The 16639-nt window shown below is 48.5% G+C and carries 20 protein-coding genes and 1 tRNA gene; 12 read left to right on the top strand and 9 right to left on the bottom strand.

Translation table 11 applies throughout. The annotated features are described in order from the left end of the window. Positions 1-100 precede the first annotated feature (100 nt). Positions 101-1300: an NACHT domain-containing protein gene (locus NC996_RS01245; RefSeq protein WP_190683448.1), complete on the bottom strand. Its 1200-nt coding sequence runs from the start codon at positions 1298-1300 to the stop codon at positions 101-103. Positions 1301-1564: 264 nt separating this feature from the next. On the opposite strand from NC996_RS01245, the gene rplU reads away from it, so the two are divergent. The 4 genes from rplU to NC996_RS01225 all read left to right on the top strand — a co-directional run bounded on the left by rplU (position 1565) and on the right by NC996_RS01225 (position 4311). Continuing rightward, positions 1565-2008, top strand: coding sequence for a 50S ribosomal protein L21 (rplU, locus tag NC996_RS01240; RefSeq protein ID WP_190683445.1), 444 nt, complete (start codon positions 1565-1567; stop codon positions 2006-2008). A 51-nt stretch (positions 2009-2059) separates the two neighbouring features. After that, positions 2060-2365 carry a 50S ribosomal protein L27 gene (rpmA, locus tag NC996_RS01235; protein WP_190683442.1) on the top strand — a complete coding sequence of 102 codons (306 nt, stop codon included), beginning with the start codon at positions 2060-2062 and terminating at the stop codon, positions 2363-2365. A gap of 236 nt (positions 2366-2601) precedes the next feature. Then, the gene (gene hemB / locus NC996_RS01230; protein ID WP_190414016.1) at positions 2602-3579 is read left to right on the top strand and encodes a porphobilinogen synthase; all 978 of its coding nucleotides are present in this window, start codon (positions 2602-2604) and stop codon (positions 3577-3579) included. A gap of 270 nt (positions 3580-3849) precedes the next feature. Beyond that, positions 3850-4311 carry a GNAT family N-acetyltransferase gene (locus NC996_RS01225; RefSeq protein ID WP_190527546.1) on the top strand — a complete coding sequence of 154 codons (462 nt, stop codon included), beginning with the start codon at positions 3850-3852 and terminating at the stop codon, positions 4309-4311. Here the strand turns inward: NC996_RS01225 and NC996_RS01220 are convergent. The 4 genes from NC996_RS01220 to NC996_RS01205 form a co-directional block, all read right to left on the bottom strand. Beyond that, positions 4295-5143, bottom strand: coding sequence for a sensor histidine kinase (locus NC996_RS01220; protein ID WP_190683439.1), 849 nt, complete (start codon positions 5141-5143; stop codon positions 4295-4297). The two genes, NC996_RS01225 and NC996_RS01220, sit on opposite strands and share 17 nt — an antisense overlap. Before the next feature lie 37 nt (positions 5144-5180). Then, complete coding sequence (locus NC996_RS01215) at positions 5181-5768, bottom strand: L-threonylcarbamoyladenylate synthase (protein WP_190683435.1); 588 nt, start codon at positions 5766-5768, stop codon at positions 5181-5183. A 42-nt stretch (positions 5769-5810) separates the two neighbouring features. Further along, positions 5811-6713: a peptide chain release factor N(5)-glutamine methyltransferase gene (prmC, locus tag NC996_RS01210; RefSeq protein ID WP_190683432.1), complete on the bottom strand. Its 903-nt coding sequence runs from the start codon at positions 6711-6713 to the stop codon at positions 5811-5813. Positions 6714-6819: 106 nt separating this feature from the next. Further along, on the bottom strand, positions 6820-7593 hold the full coding sequence (locus tag NC996_RS01205; RefSeq protein WP_190527306.1) for a Tic22 family protein: 774 nt from the start codon (positions 7591-7593) through the stop codon (positions 6820-6822). 330 nt (positions 7594-7923) lie between these two features. Between NC996_RS01205 and NC996_RS01200 the strand changes: the two genes are divergently transcribed. Next, the gene (locus NC996_RS01200; protein WP_277878449.1) at positions 7924-8052 is read left to right on the top strand and encodes a hypothetical protein; all 129 of its coding nucleotides are present in this window, start codon (positions 7924-7926) and stop codon (positions 8050-8052) included. A 52-nt stretch (positions 8053-8104) separates the two neighbouring features. Here NC996_RS01200 and NC996_RS01195 read toward each other — a convergent pair. Next, positions 8105-8178, bottom strand: a tRNA-Pro gene (locus NC996_RS01195). A gap of 125 nt (positions 8179-8303) precedes the next feature. Continuing rightward, complete coding sequence (locus NC996_RS01190; RefSeq protein WP_190414148.1) at positions 8304-8831, bottom strand: GNAT family N-acetyltransferase; 528 nt, start codon at positions 8829-8831, stop codon at positions 8304-8306. Between the two features lie 929 nt (positions 8832-9760). On the opposite strand from NC996_RS01190, the gene NC996_RS01185 reads away from it, so the two are divergent. Beyond that, on the top strand, positions 9761-10486 hold the full coding sequence (locus NC996_RS01185; RefSeq protein ID WP_190414000.1) for a hypothetical protein: 726 nt from the start codon (positions 9761-9763) through the stop codon (positions 10484-10486). Here the strand turns inward: NC996_RS01185 and NC996_RS01180 are convergent. After that, complete coding sequence (locus NC996_RS01180) at positions 10483-10656, bottom strand: hypothetical protein (protein WP_190683429.1); 174 nt, start codon at positions 10654-10656, stop codon at positions 10483-10485. The genes NC996_RS01185 and NC996_RS01180 overlap by 4 nt on opposite strands. Here NC996_RS01180 and NC996_RS01175 point away from each other — a divergent pair. Both NC996_RS01175 and NC996_RS01170 read left to right on the top strand, forming a co-directional pair. After that, the gene (locus NC996_RS01175) at positions 10650-11618 is read left to right on the top strand and encodes an alpha/beta hydrolase (protein ID WP_190683426.1); all 969 of its coding nucleotides are present in this window, start codon (positions 10650-10652) and stop codon (positions 11616-11618) included. The two genes, NC996_RS01180 and NC996_RS01175, sit on opposite strands and share 7 nt — an antisense overlap. A gap of 202 nt (positions 11619-11820) precedes the next feature. Further along, positions 11821-12192 (top strand): hypothetical protein, encoded by a 372-nt coding sequence (locus NC996_RS01170; RefSeq protein ID WP_190413995.1) that lies wholly within the window; start codon positions 11821-11823, stop codon positions 12190-12192. Positions 12193-12290: 98 nt separating this feature from the next. On the opposite strand, the gene tsaD is transcribed toward NC996_RS01170, so the two are convergent. Continuing rightward, the gene (tsaD, locus tag NC996_RS01165; protein WP_190676873.1) at positions 12291-13343 is read right to left on the bottom strand and encodes a tRNA (adenosine(37)-N6)-threonylcarbamoyltransferase complex transferase subunit TsaD; all 1053 of its coding nucleotides are present in this window, start codon (positions 13341-13343) and stop codon (positions 12291-12293) included. 102 nt (positions 13344-13445) lie between these two features. Between tsaD and NC996_RS01160 the strand changes: the two genes are divergently transcribed. From NC996_RS01160 to purH, 4 genes are all read left to right on the top strand, one after another. Next, the gene (locus tag NC996_RS01160) at positions 13446-13943 is read left to right on the top strand and encodes a Photosystem I reaction center subunit III (protein ID WP_190413990.1); all 498 of its coding nucleotides are present in this window, start codon (positions 13446-13448) and stop codon (positions 13941-13943) included. 36 nt (positions 13944-13979) lie between these two features. Further along, positions 13980-14108, top strand: coding sequence for a photosystem I reaction center subunit IX (locus tag NC996_RS01155; RefSeq protein ID WP_190413988.1), 129 nt, complete (start codon positions 13980-13982; stop codon positions 14106-14108). A 114-nt stretch (positions 14109-14222) separates the two neighbouring features. Beyond that, a complete protein-coding gene (locus tag NC996_RS01150) occupies positions 14223-14747 on the top strand; it encodes a photosystem I reaction center subunit XI (protein WP_190413986.1) in 525 nt (174 codons plus the stop codon). A 295-nt stretch (positions 14748-15042) separates the two neighbouring features. Further along, positions 15043-16596, top strand: coding sequence for a bifunctional phosphoribosylaminoimidazolecarboxamide formyltransferase/IMP cyclohydrolase (gene purH, locus NC996_RS01145; protein WP_190683422.1), 1554 nt, complete (start codon positions 15043-15045; stop codon positions 16594-16596). The last annotated feature ends 43 nt before the right edge of the window (positions 16597-16639 follow it).

Raw genomic sequence — 16639 nt, 5'->3', positions numbered from 1 at the left:
GCCGCTAAATTGGCAAGTCATACCTTACGATTGTTACTCAAACGGCGCTTTGCCATTGATGTGTTAACTTTTCGTCAAGCTGGTGCTTGTTCCTCATAATTCACATTAAGCGTAATTCATCAAATCCATCCAAGAAAAATAAAAATCGGGTATTTCTATCGGTTAACCAGCCATCATCGTTAGTAGCAAAATTACAACCTACTGCTGCTTGTAAAATTTCTTCAAAACTCTTTTCAAATGTCCTGATATCCCGCAACCGAATCAAGATTGGTGTCCAAACTGGATGCAAATGCTGCCGCGCCCAGTCGGCAAACATCCGACAAAAAACACTTTTTCCTCTTCCCGGCCCCCCTTGGATAAACATCACCTTGTCTTGTTTCTGGGCATCTGCTAGCATTGCCTTTGCCCAGCTTTCGATCTCAATTGGTTCTGCATCCTTATCAATCTCTCCCTTCTTCAGATTCACTGGTTGTACCTTCAACGGCACGTAAATATCTTTGAAAGTGAAGGTCTCATCAAATACTGGATCTAGGGGCTTAGTAGCAACTTGCTCATCTAAATAAGTATTGAGACTGTAGTATTTTTCCGATTCTTGCCGCTTGCTAGCTAAATATAATTCAGCCCGTTGTTTAACAGAAATATCAGCATCTTCTAAGGCTTTTTTCAGGTATTGATGAGTATTCCAAGCTACCCAACTTGTTAAAATCTCAGCGTCATACTTATTTATTCCTGCTTGTTGCAGTTGGTTCGACAAAACCTGATTTAAAACTTGGGCTAATCCCGATTCGTGAAAGCAGGTGAGAACATTTCTAGCAAGATCCTCATCGAGTTGAAATTCTCCCAGCTTTTCGCTTTGCTGTTGGGCGATATTTGATGGAGGCGTTGCACTTGCTGGCTCTAGATTGGCTGGTTGTAAATTGACTTGCTGTAATAAGTCATTACTTTGCACCAATTCATTAAAGCTTTCTAGATAAGCCAGGGGAGATGCGATCGCTACCCATTCTTCTAGGGATGGCTCTTGATTCGTCTTTTTGCGGTACAGCCTCACGCCTTGAATCGCTAGTTTCGTCCCTGATAGCCCTGCTATAGCAATAGGAATTCCCGCAGAACCCGCAATTGCAGAGAACAAACCTAAAGCCAGCCCGAATTCCAGCGCGAATTTAGTAACCTCTGTCCCTGTCTCAGCGACATCTCCAGGTTTCCCTAGTTCCCGAATATCAGTGTTCAAAAACTGCCAAATCTCTTTGAGGTTCGTCATGCGATCGCTATTCTCCGTGCTGATGAGTCGAAGATAACTCAACGATTAAGCATCTGCCCTCAGTTGGATATCTCTCATATTTTCTGGAGAAAGAGCGATCGCTAACTTGACACAGTTCCAGGTAATCATGGATGATGAAAGATTGTCTGTCTATTCCTGCTCGGATCAGGTTGAGACATTCCAAAAGCTGGTTGGTTATTGGTCAAGAGGTCATTAGTCATGGGTCAATAGCAGCGAATCTAAAGACTAAAGACAACTGACAATCACCTATTCAGCTACCTGTACGGCAACCCCTAGGACTATCCCATGAGTTACGCAATTATTGAAACTGGCGGCAAACAGCTAAGAGTCGAACCAGGTCGCTTTTACGACATCGAACTGCTTCCCTCGGAACCAGACACCCAAGTTACCATTGATAAGGTTTTGTTCGTTCAGAACGATGGCGATGTGACCATCGGTCAACCTTTCATCGAAGGGGCGACGGTAGAATGCACGGTGATGCGACACCGGCGCGGTAAGAAGGTCATCGTCTACAAGATGAAGCCCAAAAAGAAAACCCGCCGCAAGAAAGGACATCGCCAGGAAATCACCCAGCTGATGATCAACTCCATCAGCATCAATGGCTCAGTGGTGGCTTCCGAACAACAGGCTTCCCAAACCGCCGCCGCTAACGAATCAGAAGAAGCTCAAGAAGCTGTGGCAACGGTGGTTGTTGATGAGACAGATACCGAGACAGCTGCGACCGAGTAAACCGCTGAGACTACAGCAGAATAGTAAGTAGTAAGGACAAGTGAGGAAATTATGGCTCATAAGAAAGGTACGGGTAGTACTCGCAACGGTCGTGATTCTAATGCTCAACGCTTAGGCGTCAAGCGTTTTGGCGGTCAGACCGTGACAGCAGGTAGTATTTTGGTACGTCAGCGGGGAACTTCGTTTCACGCTGGCAATAATGTCGGTGTCGGCAGAGACTATACCTTGTTTGCCCTCATTGATGGCATCGTCACCTTTGAACGGAAGGACAGAAGTCGCAAGAAGGTAAGCGTTTACGCTGTGCCAGCGGCGGCGGAAGCATCCCCTGAGAATGCACCCGTAGCGGCTCAGGTATAAGTATCCAGACTTAGTAGTTGGATAGATTAAGAAAGGAGGGGCAATTTATAAATTGCCCCTCCTTTTATTCAGCATTTTTTTATAAGCGATCGCGCTGGTTGGTCAAAATAAACGTAATATGTGATTCTGAGTGCCAGCGAAAAATTTCATCTCAATATTTTGCTCGGCTCAATGTGACAAATTGTTACTTTTTTAGACCGCTTTAGTTACTAACAACTATTCACTACACTAACGCCATGTTTCCCATTCATCGCCCTCGCCGCCTTCGTACCTCAACCCAGCTGCGCCGGATGGTGCGTGAAACGGTTCTTGCCACGAGTGACTTAATCTACCCTCTGTTTGCTGTACCGGGAGAGGGCATTGCTAAGGAAGTGAAATCGATGCCAGGGGTCTACCAGCTGTCGGTAGACAAAATTGTGGAAGAGGCAAAAGAAGTCTATGACCTCGGCATTCCCGCGATCATTCTTTTTGGCATTCCCGCAGATAAGGATGTAGATGCTACAGGTGCGTGGCACGATTGCGGAATTGTCCAAAAAGCTGCCACCGCAGTGAAAGAAGCGGTGCCGGATTTAGTTGTCATTGCCGATACTTGCTTGTGCGAATATACCAGTCACGGTCACTGTGGTTATTTGGAAGTGGGCGACTTGACGGGGCGGGTATTGAACGACCCAACGCTGGAATTGCTCAAGAAAACAGCAGTCTCTCAAGCCAAGGCTGGCGCTGATATTATCGCTCCGTCTGGGATGATGGACGGTTTTGTGCAGGCGATTCGGGAAGGATTGGATGCAGCGGGATTCCAAGATACACCGATTCTTTCTTACGCTGCTAAATATGCTTCGGCTTATTATGGCCCTTTCCGCGATGCGGCTGATTCAACACCGCAGTTTGGCGATCGCAGAACTTACCAGATGGACCCCGGTAATGCCCGCGAAGCCCTCAAAGAAATCGAACTCGATATTGCAGAAGGGGCGGATATGCTGATGGTGAAACCGGCACTTGCCTATATGGACATCATTTGGCGGGTGAAAGAAGCCAGCAACTTGCCGGTAGCCGCTTACAATGTCTCCGGCGAATATGCGATGGTGAAAGCCGCCGCCCTCAATGGCTGGATTGACGAACAGCGAGTCGTGATGGAAACTTTAACCAGCTTCAAGCGAGCTGGAGCCGATTTGATTCTTACCTACCACGCCAAAGATGCCGCCCGTTGGTTGTAGGAAGTCAGGGTGAAGGATGAAAAAAACAACAGATTCGCCTAGAACTAGGCATTTTCATCCTTCGCATTTCATCCAGCATTCTTAGTTAGCTACTTATGTTCAAAAGGAATCCATCTGGCGGTACAGATTTAGGGTTGGATATGAGTAAGCTAAACGGTAGATTTCGCTAAAAAAGCGGCAAATTACAGAAATTCGGTGCAATTGAACACCAATCCCCGGCGTGTTGATGAGTAGAATGAGCCAGTACGAGACTCTAAATTATTGATGACGATGGATTGCAGTCATATTCAATTTTGTGACCGTAAATCACAAATCGACTTTCAACAACTGCAAGAGCTGTTTCACTTGGCTGCCTTCTGGGCACAGAACCGGCAAATTGAAGATTTAAAAGTTGCGATCGCCAATAGCGAACCTGTGATTAGCGTCTGGGATGAAAACAAGCTGATTGGATTTGCCAGAGCGACTTCCGATGGCGTCTACCGTGCCACTATCTGGGATGTGGTCGTACATCCGGCATACCAAGGCGCAGGACTCGGACGCAAGTTGGTGGAAACAGTCTTGAGCCATCCTCGTGTCAGTCGGGTAGAGCGGGTCTACCTGATGACGACTTATCAACAGGGCTTTTACACGCGCATCGGTTTTGAATGTAGCAACCCCAGTACGACGATGGTGCTGTATAACAACCAGCCCCTAACCGAGCCTCTGCCTACCCAGGTTATGTCGTCTCAATAGGCACTAGGGGAAGAGAAAACTGAAGCCGGGTAAGATTCTCTCCGCCTGAAGGATCAGCGGCGTCTGCTGGTTGCGCTGCCACTACTTCCAGGCGTCCCTGCATCACTTCGATGAGGGTTTGAGCAATCAGTAAGTTCATCCCCTCGGATAGCTGTGGCATTTGTCGGGGTGCTCCTTTGCTGGGTGCCCCTACCAGCTCCTGTGTCTTTTGCTCTTTGAGCAAATCGACTGGCTCGCTCCAGACGCTGACGGGGCACTCGGCATCAATCCAGATGTGGATGTACCTGTACCCAGATGCTGGTGAGGAGGGAACCCAAACCCGAATGTTGCCTTCATTCATGCGAGCGATCGCAGTATCGACCAGATTTAGCAGTACCTGCTGCAATCGTCGCGGATCTGCCAGAACGTAAATCTCTTGAGCCGGTGGCGATACCTCAAGGCGGATACTCCGATTCGCTGCTTGCAGGTGAGTCAAGTTGTAGACTTCCTCTAGAACCTTGGCAAGCTCGACGGGTTGAATCTCTATCCGACTGGTGCCGTGTTGAGTTTTGGCAACGGCGATAATTTCGTCTATGAGCTGCATCAGCTTCAGCGCGGAGGCGTGAGCCTGAGCAATAAACTCTCGTTCTTCTGCTGGGTTGTCACACAAATCGGACAAAATCAACTGATGCAAGCCAATCAAACTGTTGAGGGGCGATCGCAATTCATGGGAAGTCCGCGCCAAAAACCCAGCTTTAAACTGGCTCATTTCTGTTGCCATGTGGTACGCCATCTGGGTTTGCTTGAGTTCCTCCAGGATGGCTGTCACGTCCGGATTCGCGTCTTGGGACATAAATATAATTACCAGTTTTGCTGATTAGCTGAGTCGATTAAACTACCAATTTAACCGCTCCTTGCCGCAAGATTTCCCAGCCGCTGCCCGTCCATTTGGCGACGGTGGAAGGAACGCCAGCCGTCGGTGTTGTTTCCTCCTCCGAGGAGAATAGCGTCAGGACATCGGGAAACTGCGCTGCGATTTCTGCCATCGTTTCCAAAGGTGGCTCCCCCGAACGGTTAGCGCTGGTGGTTGCTAAGGGGCCAGTTTGCGACAAAATTGAGAGCGCGACGCCAGAATTCGGCACTCGCAACCCAATCGTGGTCGGGTCAGATGGATTCATCGCTTTAGGAACGCACGCTGAGGCTGGCAACACTAAAGTCAAAGCACCAGGCCAATATTGGTCAGCAACTTGTTGCCAAATCTGCCATTCAGCCGGACTTCCCTTGACAAAAGGCCACAAATCTAAAGCGTTTGCGCCCATTAAAATCAGCGGTTTATCTTGCCGCCGCTGCTTTGCTGCAAAAATTAACTCTGACCGATCCGGCTGCACTGCCAGTGCTGGTACAGTATCGGTGGGAAAGCTAACCAAACTCCCAGAACGAGCGCCTTCTATCAAGGCTGCCATTGAAACTTGTGTCATTTTTTTAGAGTTTTGAGTTTTGAATAAATCCCCTCAAATTCATCACTCATCGGGTTTCCGATAGGCTAAGGCAAAGCGTTCAATCCCAGCTAAATCGGCGTGAATTTGAATTTTGCAGAAACTGCCTCGATCTTGCAACAGTTGAACAACTGTATCGGCTTGTCCCGCCATCATCTCAATCAACCAAATACCGCCCGGTCGCAGATAGTCTGGCGCTGTTTCTACCAAATGGCGGATGCAATCTAAGCCATCTGTGCCGCCGTCGAGGGCGAGGTGTGGTTCGTGTTTCGCTACTTCCGGTTGCAGGGAAGGCAGCAAATGACTGGGAATATAAGGTGGGTTTGATACCATGCCGCTGAGCTGACCTTTTAGGGCGGACAATGGCTGCCACCAAGAACCTTGGTAAAACTGAATGCGAGCCGCTAAACCCAGTCGCTGGGCATTCTGTTGGGCGATCGCTAGAGCAGCCGGACTATAATCAACCGCGTGGAGAGTGGCAGATGGAAAGGCATCTGCGAGTCCGAGAGCGATCGCGCCACTGCCAGTTCCTAAATCTGCCCAATGTCCTTGCTGTAAAGGCGGCGAGGCTCCGCCCGGAGCCGCAGCGGCAACCGCCAAATCAATCAAATATTCTGTTTCCGGTCGCGGAATCAATACTGCTGGTGAAACAAACAGAGAAAAATGACGCCAGGGAGCAACACCAGCCAGGTACTGAACTGGCAACCGCTCATCCAGACGCCGTTGCCACATCTGGGTTAACTCCGGCAACGGCATCGGTAATTTTATCTGGGTTTTGTCTTTGAAAGACTCCAACCGCAGCGCCAACCGATCTAGAGCGGCGACTTCTCGCAGCAACCAGTCTACTTCTGTTGGGTCAACGTCCGCGGATTTGGCAGCATCCCGCGCCCAGTTGCGCCACTTCCAAAGTTCTATACCTGAAACCATACCCAAGCAAAACACCAGAATCAAGGAAAAAAGATAAAAGATAAAGTATGAAGTTTATCCTTCATACTTTATCTTTTATCTTTGATTCTTTGGTCTATTTACCGCTTTAGCGACGTTGTTGCTGAGAATTCGCGGGGGCAGGACCACGCGATCGCACAAAGTCCACTGACGCTTTGGGTGGAACCAGTACAATGTTGTTCAGCTGCTGATTATTGCTGGTGCGTAAAGTTTCAATTACACCCTCCAGATTCACCACCTGAATTTCCACTGTAGATGCCAGACCTGGCTGTTGCTGTTTGAATCGATCCAGCATACTCTGTAATTCTTCTTTGCTAAAGAAGAAAGGAATGATGGGTTTATTGTCTCGTTGTAAGGTCAAATACCCCTTATCCTTTCCGCCTCTTGCCACAAACAAAGGAACCCCATCAAAATTTTGCACGGGTTTGCCGCTTTGACTCAGGATGGCTTTTGCTGAATCTACCTGCTGCTGGGTGGGTACGAAAGCAAAATCCAGACCATCTGGCTTGGCTGCATTCGCTTGATCCAGTTTGTAAACGTCTCCCAGCGATACGGGTACCACCTTCACCGTACTTGCTAGTTGAGCATTTTGCTTCTTCAACCGTTCGATAAATGTTTGAGCATCTTGCTGGCTGATAAAAACACCTGCCACTGCGGTCTTCTTTTGCCCCTCATTCACTGAAGCAACTAATGGAGAACCTTGAGGATCGGTGATCGTAAACACGGGCACAGCTTGCAACTTTTCTAGAATCTGTTGTTCTGGCAATGCCAGCGCCCGCAGCGTTTCTAAACCGGGCAGCGCTCCCAGTACAACACTTCCCACTAAACCCAGTGTTGCGCTCAATCGAACTAATGATCTCATCACAATTCCCTCAAAATTTTTCGTTGAATACCCCGCCTTACCAATAATAGAGTCGAGACAAGGCGATAATGTTTCTTCGCTCTAGCAGTACCCGAATGAACGGGTCAAAGTTTATTGCCAACTAAACTTTATCGATTCTACTGTTTTGTTGCGACTGTCATTTTTGAACTGTTTAACTCCCCATGTCCTAATTCTTGGCACCAAGGGTCAATTTGATGCCTGAACTCGCTATTTATTCATTCTCAATGCTGCATACTCGGAAATGGAATTCCCAAATTACTGAAGGAATGAATGGCGAATTGTAACCCTCTATGACTATGTAAGATTAGGATGAGTTCCACGCAATCGTCAGCCAACTTATCTCCCAATTTACCAGGGAAAAATCTGCATGAATCACCTCCCGAAGTCCTCAAAGGAATTTCAGCAGGGTGTCAGACAGCAACACCTGAAAATTATTGAGATTCCCTCTAACCTTGGCAGGTTTGGGGCTAACTCTTTTTACTACTAAAAATCGGGATGACAGGATTTGAACCTGCGGCATCCTGCTCCCAAAGCAGGCGCGCTACCAAGCTGCGCTACATCCCGGTGAAATTCAGCGATGGGCTATCAGCCGATCGGGTCTTGGGTGTTTAACTCCCCTGACACGCCTGCCAGTGACCTCTGGTTATTATAGCTTATTTAGCCGATATTTGGAGTAAAGAATTCACAAACTAATCTGGATACCAAAACATCCCTTTAATTCCTTCCGGGTCGGCAATAAAATTCAGGCCCCGGTAGAAATCCACCACCTGGGGGTCAGCGAACAGAGTAATGTTGCTAATGTCTTCACTGCGTAGCTTCTTGATCGCGTACTTCATCAACGCCTTCCCCAGTCCTTTGCCTTGAAAATCTGGGTGAACTACCACATCCCAAATGGTGGCATTGAAGGCATGATCGGAAGTGGCGCGGGAAAAGCCTACCAGCCGTCGCTGGGTTCCTCGCACTTCCCACATCGAAACTACCAAAAAACTATGTTCGATTGCTTTCTTGACCTTGCGTAGCGGACGCCGGGACCACCCGACCGCATCGCAGAGTTCTTCGAGTTCATAAAGGTCAATGTCGCGTTCGGTGCTGAAAAATATCCGAGAGCCGCTGCCCGTGCGATCGCCTGTACCTTCTACAACATCCCCCTCCCCCAGCGTCGGCTTCGACGCAGTGCTACCATCAGAACCGCTAAACAAGCTTTTCCAAAAACCCATGCAGGTGTGGTTAAGGTATTTACATTCTCCAGTTCCCAGCAGTCTGGGGAATTCCCAACCGTGCTTCGCACCGCGTGCTAACACGCGATCTGAGACTTCCTGATCGAAGAGACCAATTCCAACACTTTCAGGTTTCCCTGCAAGTACCAAATATCTAATCTCTACAGGATTTACTTCCGGTGTTCGGTTGCGAGAAACGAAGCAATCTGAGGAACGAATCAATCTCGTGCAATCAATTGACGCGGGGGAGTCACGTACACTCTTGGAGAGTGATACAGTCTCAGTATCTCCATCCCTCTTATTTCAACGAATCTAGCCCAAACATCACGAAAAAAATGATAACACAATTGCGCTACCTTTTAAACCATTACACGCACTCCCCGATCTGGAGCGGGTGCGGCATTGTGTGGTTTAGGGCGCATTCGGCAATACTGGCAATACATTAGTTAGACTGAATTCTACGGGTTAATACTCCGCAGCTCCACAGCAATCCCGATTTCCTTGAATTGTCGGTCGGGAGAAGCTACCGTCTCGCCAAGCCATCGTGCAGCTAGGCACAAGTTTTTGGCTGATGACTGGAGACAAGAGCAACACAAGAACTGAGAAACAGAGGCAGCTTTTGACTGGTTACTTCCTGGATGCCACATCGCGTTGGCACAGGTGAGCAAAAACAAAGAAAATCATGTACGGGCAGCTAGTCATGATACGACGAATGTTGAGTTATTTCACTAAGGGGCAAGGGAGAACTTGCACCAGTTATCTTTATTTGCACCAATCTACTCAACTCCACCGGGAGTTGGTATCGAGTGGATAATTTTTTTAGGAAAATTTGTGAGAGATTAACCATAAGAGAAGGTTCTTTGGCGAAGGGCACTTGGCTCTATCTCCCAAAATGCTTTTAACCTGGCAAGCGAGTCTTAGCCCTATATATGGCCACGGGTTTGAAATCATCCACACTAGAACTTCTGAAGCGCTTTAATCGGGCGTTTCCTCAGTTCTACGAGCAGTTTGTCAGCAGTGAGATTCAGCTACAAAACTTGAGGCTTGCCTATCGGCTCTATAAAACCACCAGAGCGGTTATTGAGCTGAAACCCGAAGGCAATAAAAGTGCCCTACATTTTGCTTACCGCAACCAATCTTTTCTGCTAAGTGATATTTTTGGGGTTCTGGCTGCATACGGGCTGACCATTCACAGTCTCAGTCTATATGGTCAAATCGCTCCTCCGATGCTAGTTTTCATCAAACTGGTGGTGTCTCGTGGCAGCAAAGCACTGACAGACAAAACCTCGGAAAATGTCTGTCGCGCCATTCGGGAAGCTTTGGCTGGGCGCTTTGAAGTAGAAGAGATGCTGGCAGTGGAATTTAATCTGGATGCCGGTTTGGAGCAGGTAGAAACGGAATTTTATGTAGACCCTGTTTTCCATCTTCCGGCGCTGTTAATTGAGGCGGATAACCAACCGGGTCTGTTTTATAAGGTGATGTACGCTATCTGGCAAGAGGATTTGCTGGTGGTCAATGCCAATTTGCTAGTCTGGCGAGGACGCACCCGCTTGATTCTTTACTTGTTGGGACCGAACGAAAGTGTGATTCCGGAATATTTAGGTCAAAAAATTGCTGAAAGCGTGCGTCAGCGATTGCTAGGGCGCAGATTTTAATGTTTAGAATGTTTAGCCATTAGTCTTTTGTCCAATAGTCCTACTTTACGCTTCTCGAAGCGATCGCGCCTACAAGCAGACGTTTCGTAAGGCAGGGGTAAGCCATGACCAATAACAATGACTTCTTCACCAATCTGGTAGAACTTCGGGATAGGATCAAAATATGGCAACTATCGAAATCCTGGGAGTTCGGCACACCTACGATTTGACGCCTCCCATTGCATCATCTACCCCTGTTTTGGTCTTTATCCACGGCTGGCTCCTCAGCCGTCGGTACTGGCAACCCCTGATTGAGCAGATAGCACCAGATTATCAGTGTTTGTCTTACGACTTGCGGGGGTTTGGTGATTCTCAGCCTCTAGATAATTATGGGTTCACCCGTCAAGAAATGTCGGTGCAGAGTCGGCAAGTCGTCCGCGAGAGTCAGCAAGAGGAGAACTTTCTTCGCTCTTCAGAGCCTCTTACGTTGAGCCTCTCGAATTACACTCCAGCTGCTTATGCCAAAGAAGTCGGTATTTTGTTGCAGAAGCTGAATATCTCTAGTGCTTGGCTGATTGGCCATTCGTTGGGTGGCAGCATTGCCCTTTGGGCGGCAGACCAGCAACCTGATTCTGTTAAGGGGGTCGTCTGCATTAATGCTGGAGGTGGCATTTATCTGAAGGAGGCCTTCGAGCGATTTCGGGCTGCGGGTCAGCAGCTTCTGAAACGGCGTCCCCATTGGCTGTGCTATGTACCGGGGATTGATTTGCCTTTTACACGGGCGCAAGTGGCGCGCCCAATTGCTCGGTGCTGGGGACGACAGCGACTGATTGATTTTATTACGGCTCATCCGGAAGCGGCGCTGGGGACTTTACTGGATTCGACGACGGAAGCGGAGGTCAATCGCTTACCGCAGGTGGTGTCACGGCTAAAACAGCCGGTTTATTTTATTGCTGGTGCTAAAGATAGGGTAATGGAACCGAAGTATGTGCGCCACTTAGCAAGCTTTCACCCGTTATTTCAGGGTTGTGGTGAGAACGTGATGGAAATTCCGGACTGCGGACATCTATCGATGGTGGAGCAGCCAGAGGCAGTTGCTACCGAAATTCGCAAAACTATAGCTAATTGTCAGGATTCTAGCAACTTCGCTTAAGGTAGATGTTTTGTTGGCACCATAAATCTTTAAATTTTATTAAGATTAAAGGGGTGCCTGCTAAAAAACGATATTGATTTTCGCTTCTTAGATTTTGACTGCGATCGCGATGAGCGCTCCCAGAAGAGTAGTAATTAGTCTGAGTGGCAAGGGAACAATCAACTGATGAATCTAAGGCTTTCCTGATACTTGTGCTGAAATTATGATCGATCCAAAACAGACTATTCAAATTTCTTCGGAGTTGACTGACGAACATCTGCTGGCTATCTGCGAGGCAGCCGATGTAATTGCTTGCGAGTGTCCTAGTTATTTGGTTCGGCTTTTAAATGATGTCAGAGAGTTTCGCCGTTACACAAATGAGTGTATTGAGCGCTTTCCCTCGGATGCAGAGACTCATCATTGGCTCAGCAGTCGGGCGAATCAGGTAGAAATGCTGCTGTCTTTAACAATTTATGAGCTTTTGCAGAAAGAAAATCTTTTAGATGAGAATAATCAGCTGAATTTGCAGCAGCTTTCAGACAGAAACCGGGCGATCGCGCTATCCAAAGTATTGCATCCTTACTCATCAAAATGATCGAGAGAATCGACTGATTTAAGGTCTGTTTAGAAATTGCGCGATCGCTTTGCCCGAAAAATATTGCATCCTCGCGCCTCAAAACTGGATGCAAACTTCTACTGTGAAGTTTGGTAAAGCTGCATAACATTAGTAATTGGCAGCCGGGACTGAACGCCCAAAGTCAATCGGGAAGTATGACCCCGATTCAAATGATCGGCGGCAGCACAGGCAATCATGGCGGCGTTGTCAGTGCAGAATTTTAGCGGGGGGAATAGCACCCGCAGGTTTCGCTGTGCAGTAGCGACTTGCAGGTGTTTTCTCAGCCCACTGTTGGCGGCGACACCGCCACCGATGGCAATGGTATCAAGACCGTAGTCGAGGGCGCAGGCGATCGCCCTTCGCGTCAGACTTCGCGCTACGCTTTCTTGGAAACTTGCCGCAATGTCATTCACCGGCAGCGACGGAGACGCTTCCTGCTGCAACTTTTGCACCAGTCGCAGCACAGCTGTTTTTAAGCCACTAAAACTAGAGTCATAGGGATGATAGCCGCCCCCTGGCACCCCGACATTCCCTTCCGGCAAAGGATAGGCTTGCGGATTCCCCGCTTGGGCGAGTTGGTCAATCACCGGCCCACCCGGATAACCCAGATTTAACAACCGCGCCACCTTATCGAAGGCTTCACCAGCGGCATCATCGCGGGTTTCTCCTAGTGTCTCGTACACACCACAATCTTTTACATAAATCAAGCTGGTGTGTCCGCCCGAAACCAGCAGACATAAAAAAGGCGGCTGTAAAGAAGGTTCGCTCAAATAAGTAGCGTATATGTGGCCTTCCAGATGATGGACTCCGACAAACGGTTTCCGATGGACAATCGCAAGAGTTTTGGCAGCCGTCAGCCCCACCAACAATGCCCCCACCAAACCAGGGGCGCAGGTTGCCGCAATACCATCAATTGACGCCCACTCCATCTGCGCTTCTTCGAGTGCTTTGTCTAAACAATTGTTAATTATTTCGACGTGTTGACGGGAAGCAATTTCTGGCACAACCCCGCCATACTGCCGATGAACAGGGATTTGTGAGGCGACGATGCTACTGCAAATTTGACGATTCTTTACGATCGCTACCGCCGTTTCGTCACAACTTGTTTCAATCGCTAATACTGTTGACATTCACTGGTACTTTAATATATCGATACATGATTGCTTCCGTACAAACAATGACCTTGTTTTGTACATAAAAGTTTTCGTTTTGTAACAAAAGGAAACAATCCCATGAAACGATTGTTGGCTTTGATTTTTGCCCTTTGTATTTGGTTTAGCGTTGCCCCAACGGCATCGGCTGATAACGTATCAGGTCTGGTGCCATGCAGCCAGTCCAAGGCTTTTCAGCAACGTGCTGCAACCGCCCGCAATACCAACTTCGACCCCGATTCAGGGCGCAAGCGTTTTGAACGTTATTCTCAGGCAATGTGTGGCCCAGAGGGTTTACCCCACTTGGTTGTAGATGGTCGCCTGGATCGTGCCGGTGACTTTATCATTCCCAGCATTCTGTTCCTGTATATTGCGGGTTGGATTGGTTGGGTTGGTCGTGCCTATATTCAATCGGTGAAAAAAGAGGCAAACCCAGAGTATAAAGAAATCCAACTGGATGTTCCCCGGGCTGTTGGTTTTATGCTAAGTGGCTTCACTTGGCCTTTGGCAGCAGTCAAAGAATTGCTCACGGGTGAATTGACTGCAAAAGAAGATGAGATTCCTGTCTCAATTCGCTAGTTACGTTGAATTATTGACTGTTTTGGAGAATGATTCATGCAGTATTTCCTCAAGTATCTTTCCCTAGCTCCGGTTCTGGCTATTGTGTGGCTATCCCTTCAGGCTAGTCTCTTGGCTGTCTTTATCTACATTTTCCCCGACCTGCTTTTCCATCCAATGCCGTAAAGATCGCAGGATTTTCAAGACTGGTTAAAAAATGCTGTATCAAACGATAGAAGCATCTCCAGTTTTAACCCAACGATAATTAGTGGCACTAGCTCATCAAAAGGTGAAGAAATTATGCAAGTGCAAGCAATAAGCGACTCGAAAGATCGTCGTAACGACCCCAGAAATCGGGAAGTTGTCCATGAAGCTGGCGATCCGCAAATTGGCAATTTAGCAACGCCGATTAATTCTTCCGGTTTCACAGAGGCTTACATCAATAACTTGCCAGCCTATCGCAAAGGGCTGTCACCCGGACGCCGAGCATTAGAAATTGGTATGGCTCATGGTTATTGGTTGATTGGTCCCTTCGCCAAACTGGGTCCTCTGCGCGATACAGATGTCGCGAACCTGGCAGGTTTGCTGTCAACGGTTGGCTTGATTATCATTTTGACGATTGGGCTATCCCTCTACGCTTCTAGCAATCCCCCCAACCCCACTAAAACGATTACCACGCCCCGTCCTCCAGACGCCCTCAATAGTCAGGAAGGCTGGAACGAGTTTGCGAGTAATTTTCTGATTGGTGGAGTTGGTGGTGCGGGAATCGCCTACCTGCTGATTTCCAATTTGGAACTGCTTCAAGGTCTGTTCAAAATTGGGTAGTAGCAGTAGCGATCGCTAGCTTGGAAACATCTGTTATACAAGTCTTCTAGCGTTCGGTACGAGTGGCTTACCACTGCGCGTCCACCCATCTGTTTAACCAGAAATGCGTGGCGTCGTGGCTGAGGCAAACCACTGACCAACCGTTTTCTTGCCACCAGGCAAGCGGTTATCTTAAACTCCTCACTTTGTTTTGAATCAAGAACCCTGCCCATGCCGTGAGGGCAGGGTTCTCTGTTTGTGCATGAGGGCGATCGCATTTATCCTAAGTAATGGAAAAAGAGGGACTTTAGAAGTTATGGCGCGTCTAGCACTGCTGAGTGTATCTGATAAAACTGGGCTAATCGACTTTGCCCGTCAGTTGGTTGAAAAATTTGAGTTTGATTTAATCAGCAGTGGTGGAACGGCTAACGCCCTTAAAGATGCTGGGCTACCCGTGACAAAAGTTTCGGATTACACGGGTTCTCCGGAGATTTTGGGGGGGAGAGTCAAAACCCTGCATCCCCGGATTCATGGCGGCATTTTGGCGCGTCGGGATGTGCCCCAAGATTTGGCAGATTTGGAGGCGAACCAAATTCGCCCGATTGATTTAGTGGTAGTGAATCTTTATCCTTTTGAGCAGACGATTGCGAAAGAGGGAGTAACGTTGCCGGAAGCGATTGAGCAGATTGACATTGGTGGCCCGGCGATGATAAGGGCTTCTGCAAAAAACTTCCAACATCTAACAGTTTTGTCTAACCCAGCCCAGTACGATGCCTACTTGCAGGAATTGCAGCAACAGGGCGGGGAGGTGTCCTTTGAGTTCCGTCTGGCTAGGGCACGAGAGGCTTTTGAGCATACGGCGGGGTATGACAGGGCGATCGCGACCTATCTCACCCATCAATCCCCTGTCGAGGCGCATACATCGCCCCTACCCACCCAATTTGACCTTTCTGGACAACAGTTGCAATCTCTACGATATGGGGAAAATCCCCATCAACCTGCCGCATGGTATCAAACTCGGGCAGTTGCGTCTGGATGGGCGGCGGCGACTAAACTTCAGGGAAAAGAACTGAGTTATAACAACTTAGTGGATTTGGAAGCAGCGCGGCGGATTATTGCTGAGTTTCCCGATACCCCAGCAGCGACGATTATCAAGCACAATAATCCCTGCGGCGTAGGTTTGGGAAATAGCTTGTCTGAGGCTTATGAAAAAGCTTTTAATGCTGATTCGGTTTCGGCTTTCGGGGGGATTGTGGCGCTAAATCAGCCGATTGACGCCTCCACAGCGACAGCACTGACCAAAACATTTTTAGAATGCGTCGTGGCACCGGGATGCGAACCAGAGGCGCAGGAAATTCTGGCGGCTAAGTCTAAGGTGCGGGTTTTGACTTTGCCAGACTTGGCGGCTGGACCAGAAAATACAGTTAAAGTTATTGCCGGTGGTTTCCTCGTCCAAGCTTCTGATGACGTGGTGGAAAACGCCAGCCAGTGGCAAGTCGTCACGGACAAGCAACCGACGCCAGAACAACTGGAAGAATTACTATTCGCCTGGAAAGTTTGCAAACACGTTAAATCTAACGCGATTGTTGTAACACGCGATCGCACTACTTTAGGTGTCGGTGCCGGACAAATGAATCGCGTCGGTTCGGTCAAAATTGCCTTAGAACAAGCTGGAGAAAAATCCTCAGGTGCCACGCTTGCCAGCGATGGTTTCTTCCCCTTCGATGACTCGGTGCGGACAGCAGCAGCGGCGGGGATTGTCGCCATTGTTCAGCCGGGAGGGAGTCTGCGCGATCAAGATTCGATTAAGGCTGCCAATGAGCTTGGTTTAGTGATGGTGTTGACAGGTATCCGTCACTTCTTGCATTAAGTAGTCACAGAAAGAATCAGAGGGAGGTAGCGATCGCCGGGGT

This window comes from Trichocoleus sp. ST-U2 (assembly GCF_039961875.1).
In the GTDB taxonomy this organism is placed as follows: Bacteria; Cyanobacteriota; Cyanobacteriia; order Cyanobacteriales; family FACHB-T130; genus FACHB-T130.
The sequence above is the reverse complement of the archived record's forward strand: the minus strand, read 5'-3'. Positions and strand labels throughout refer to the sequence as shown.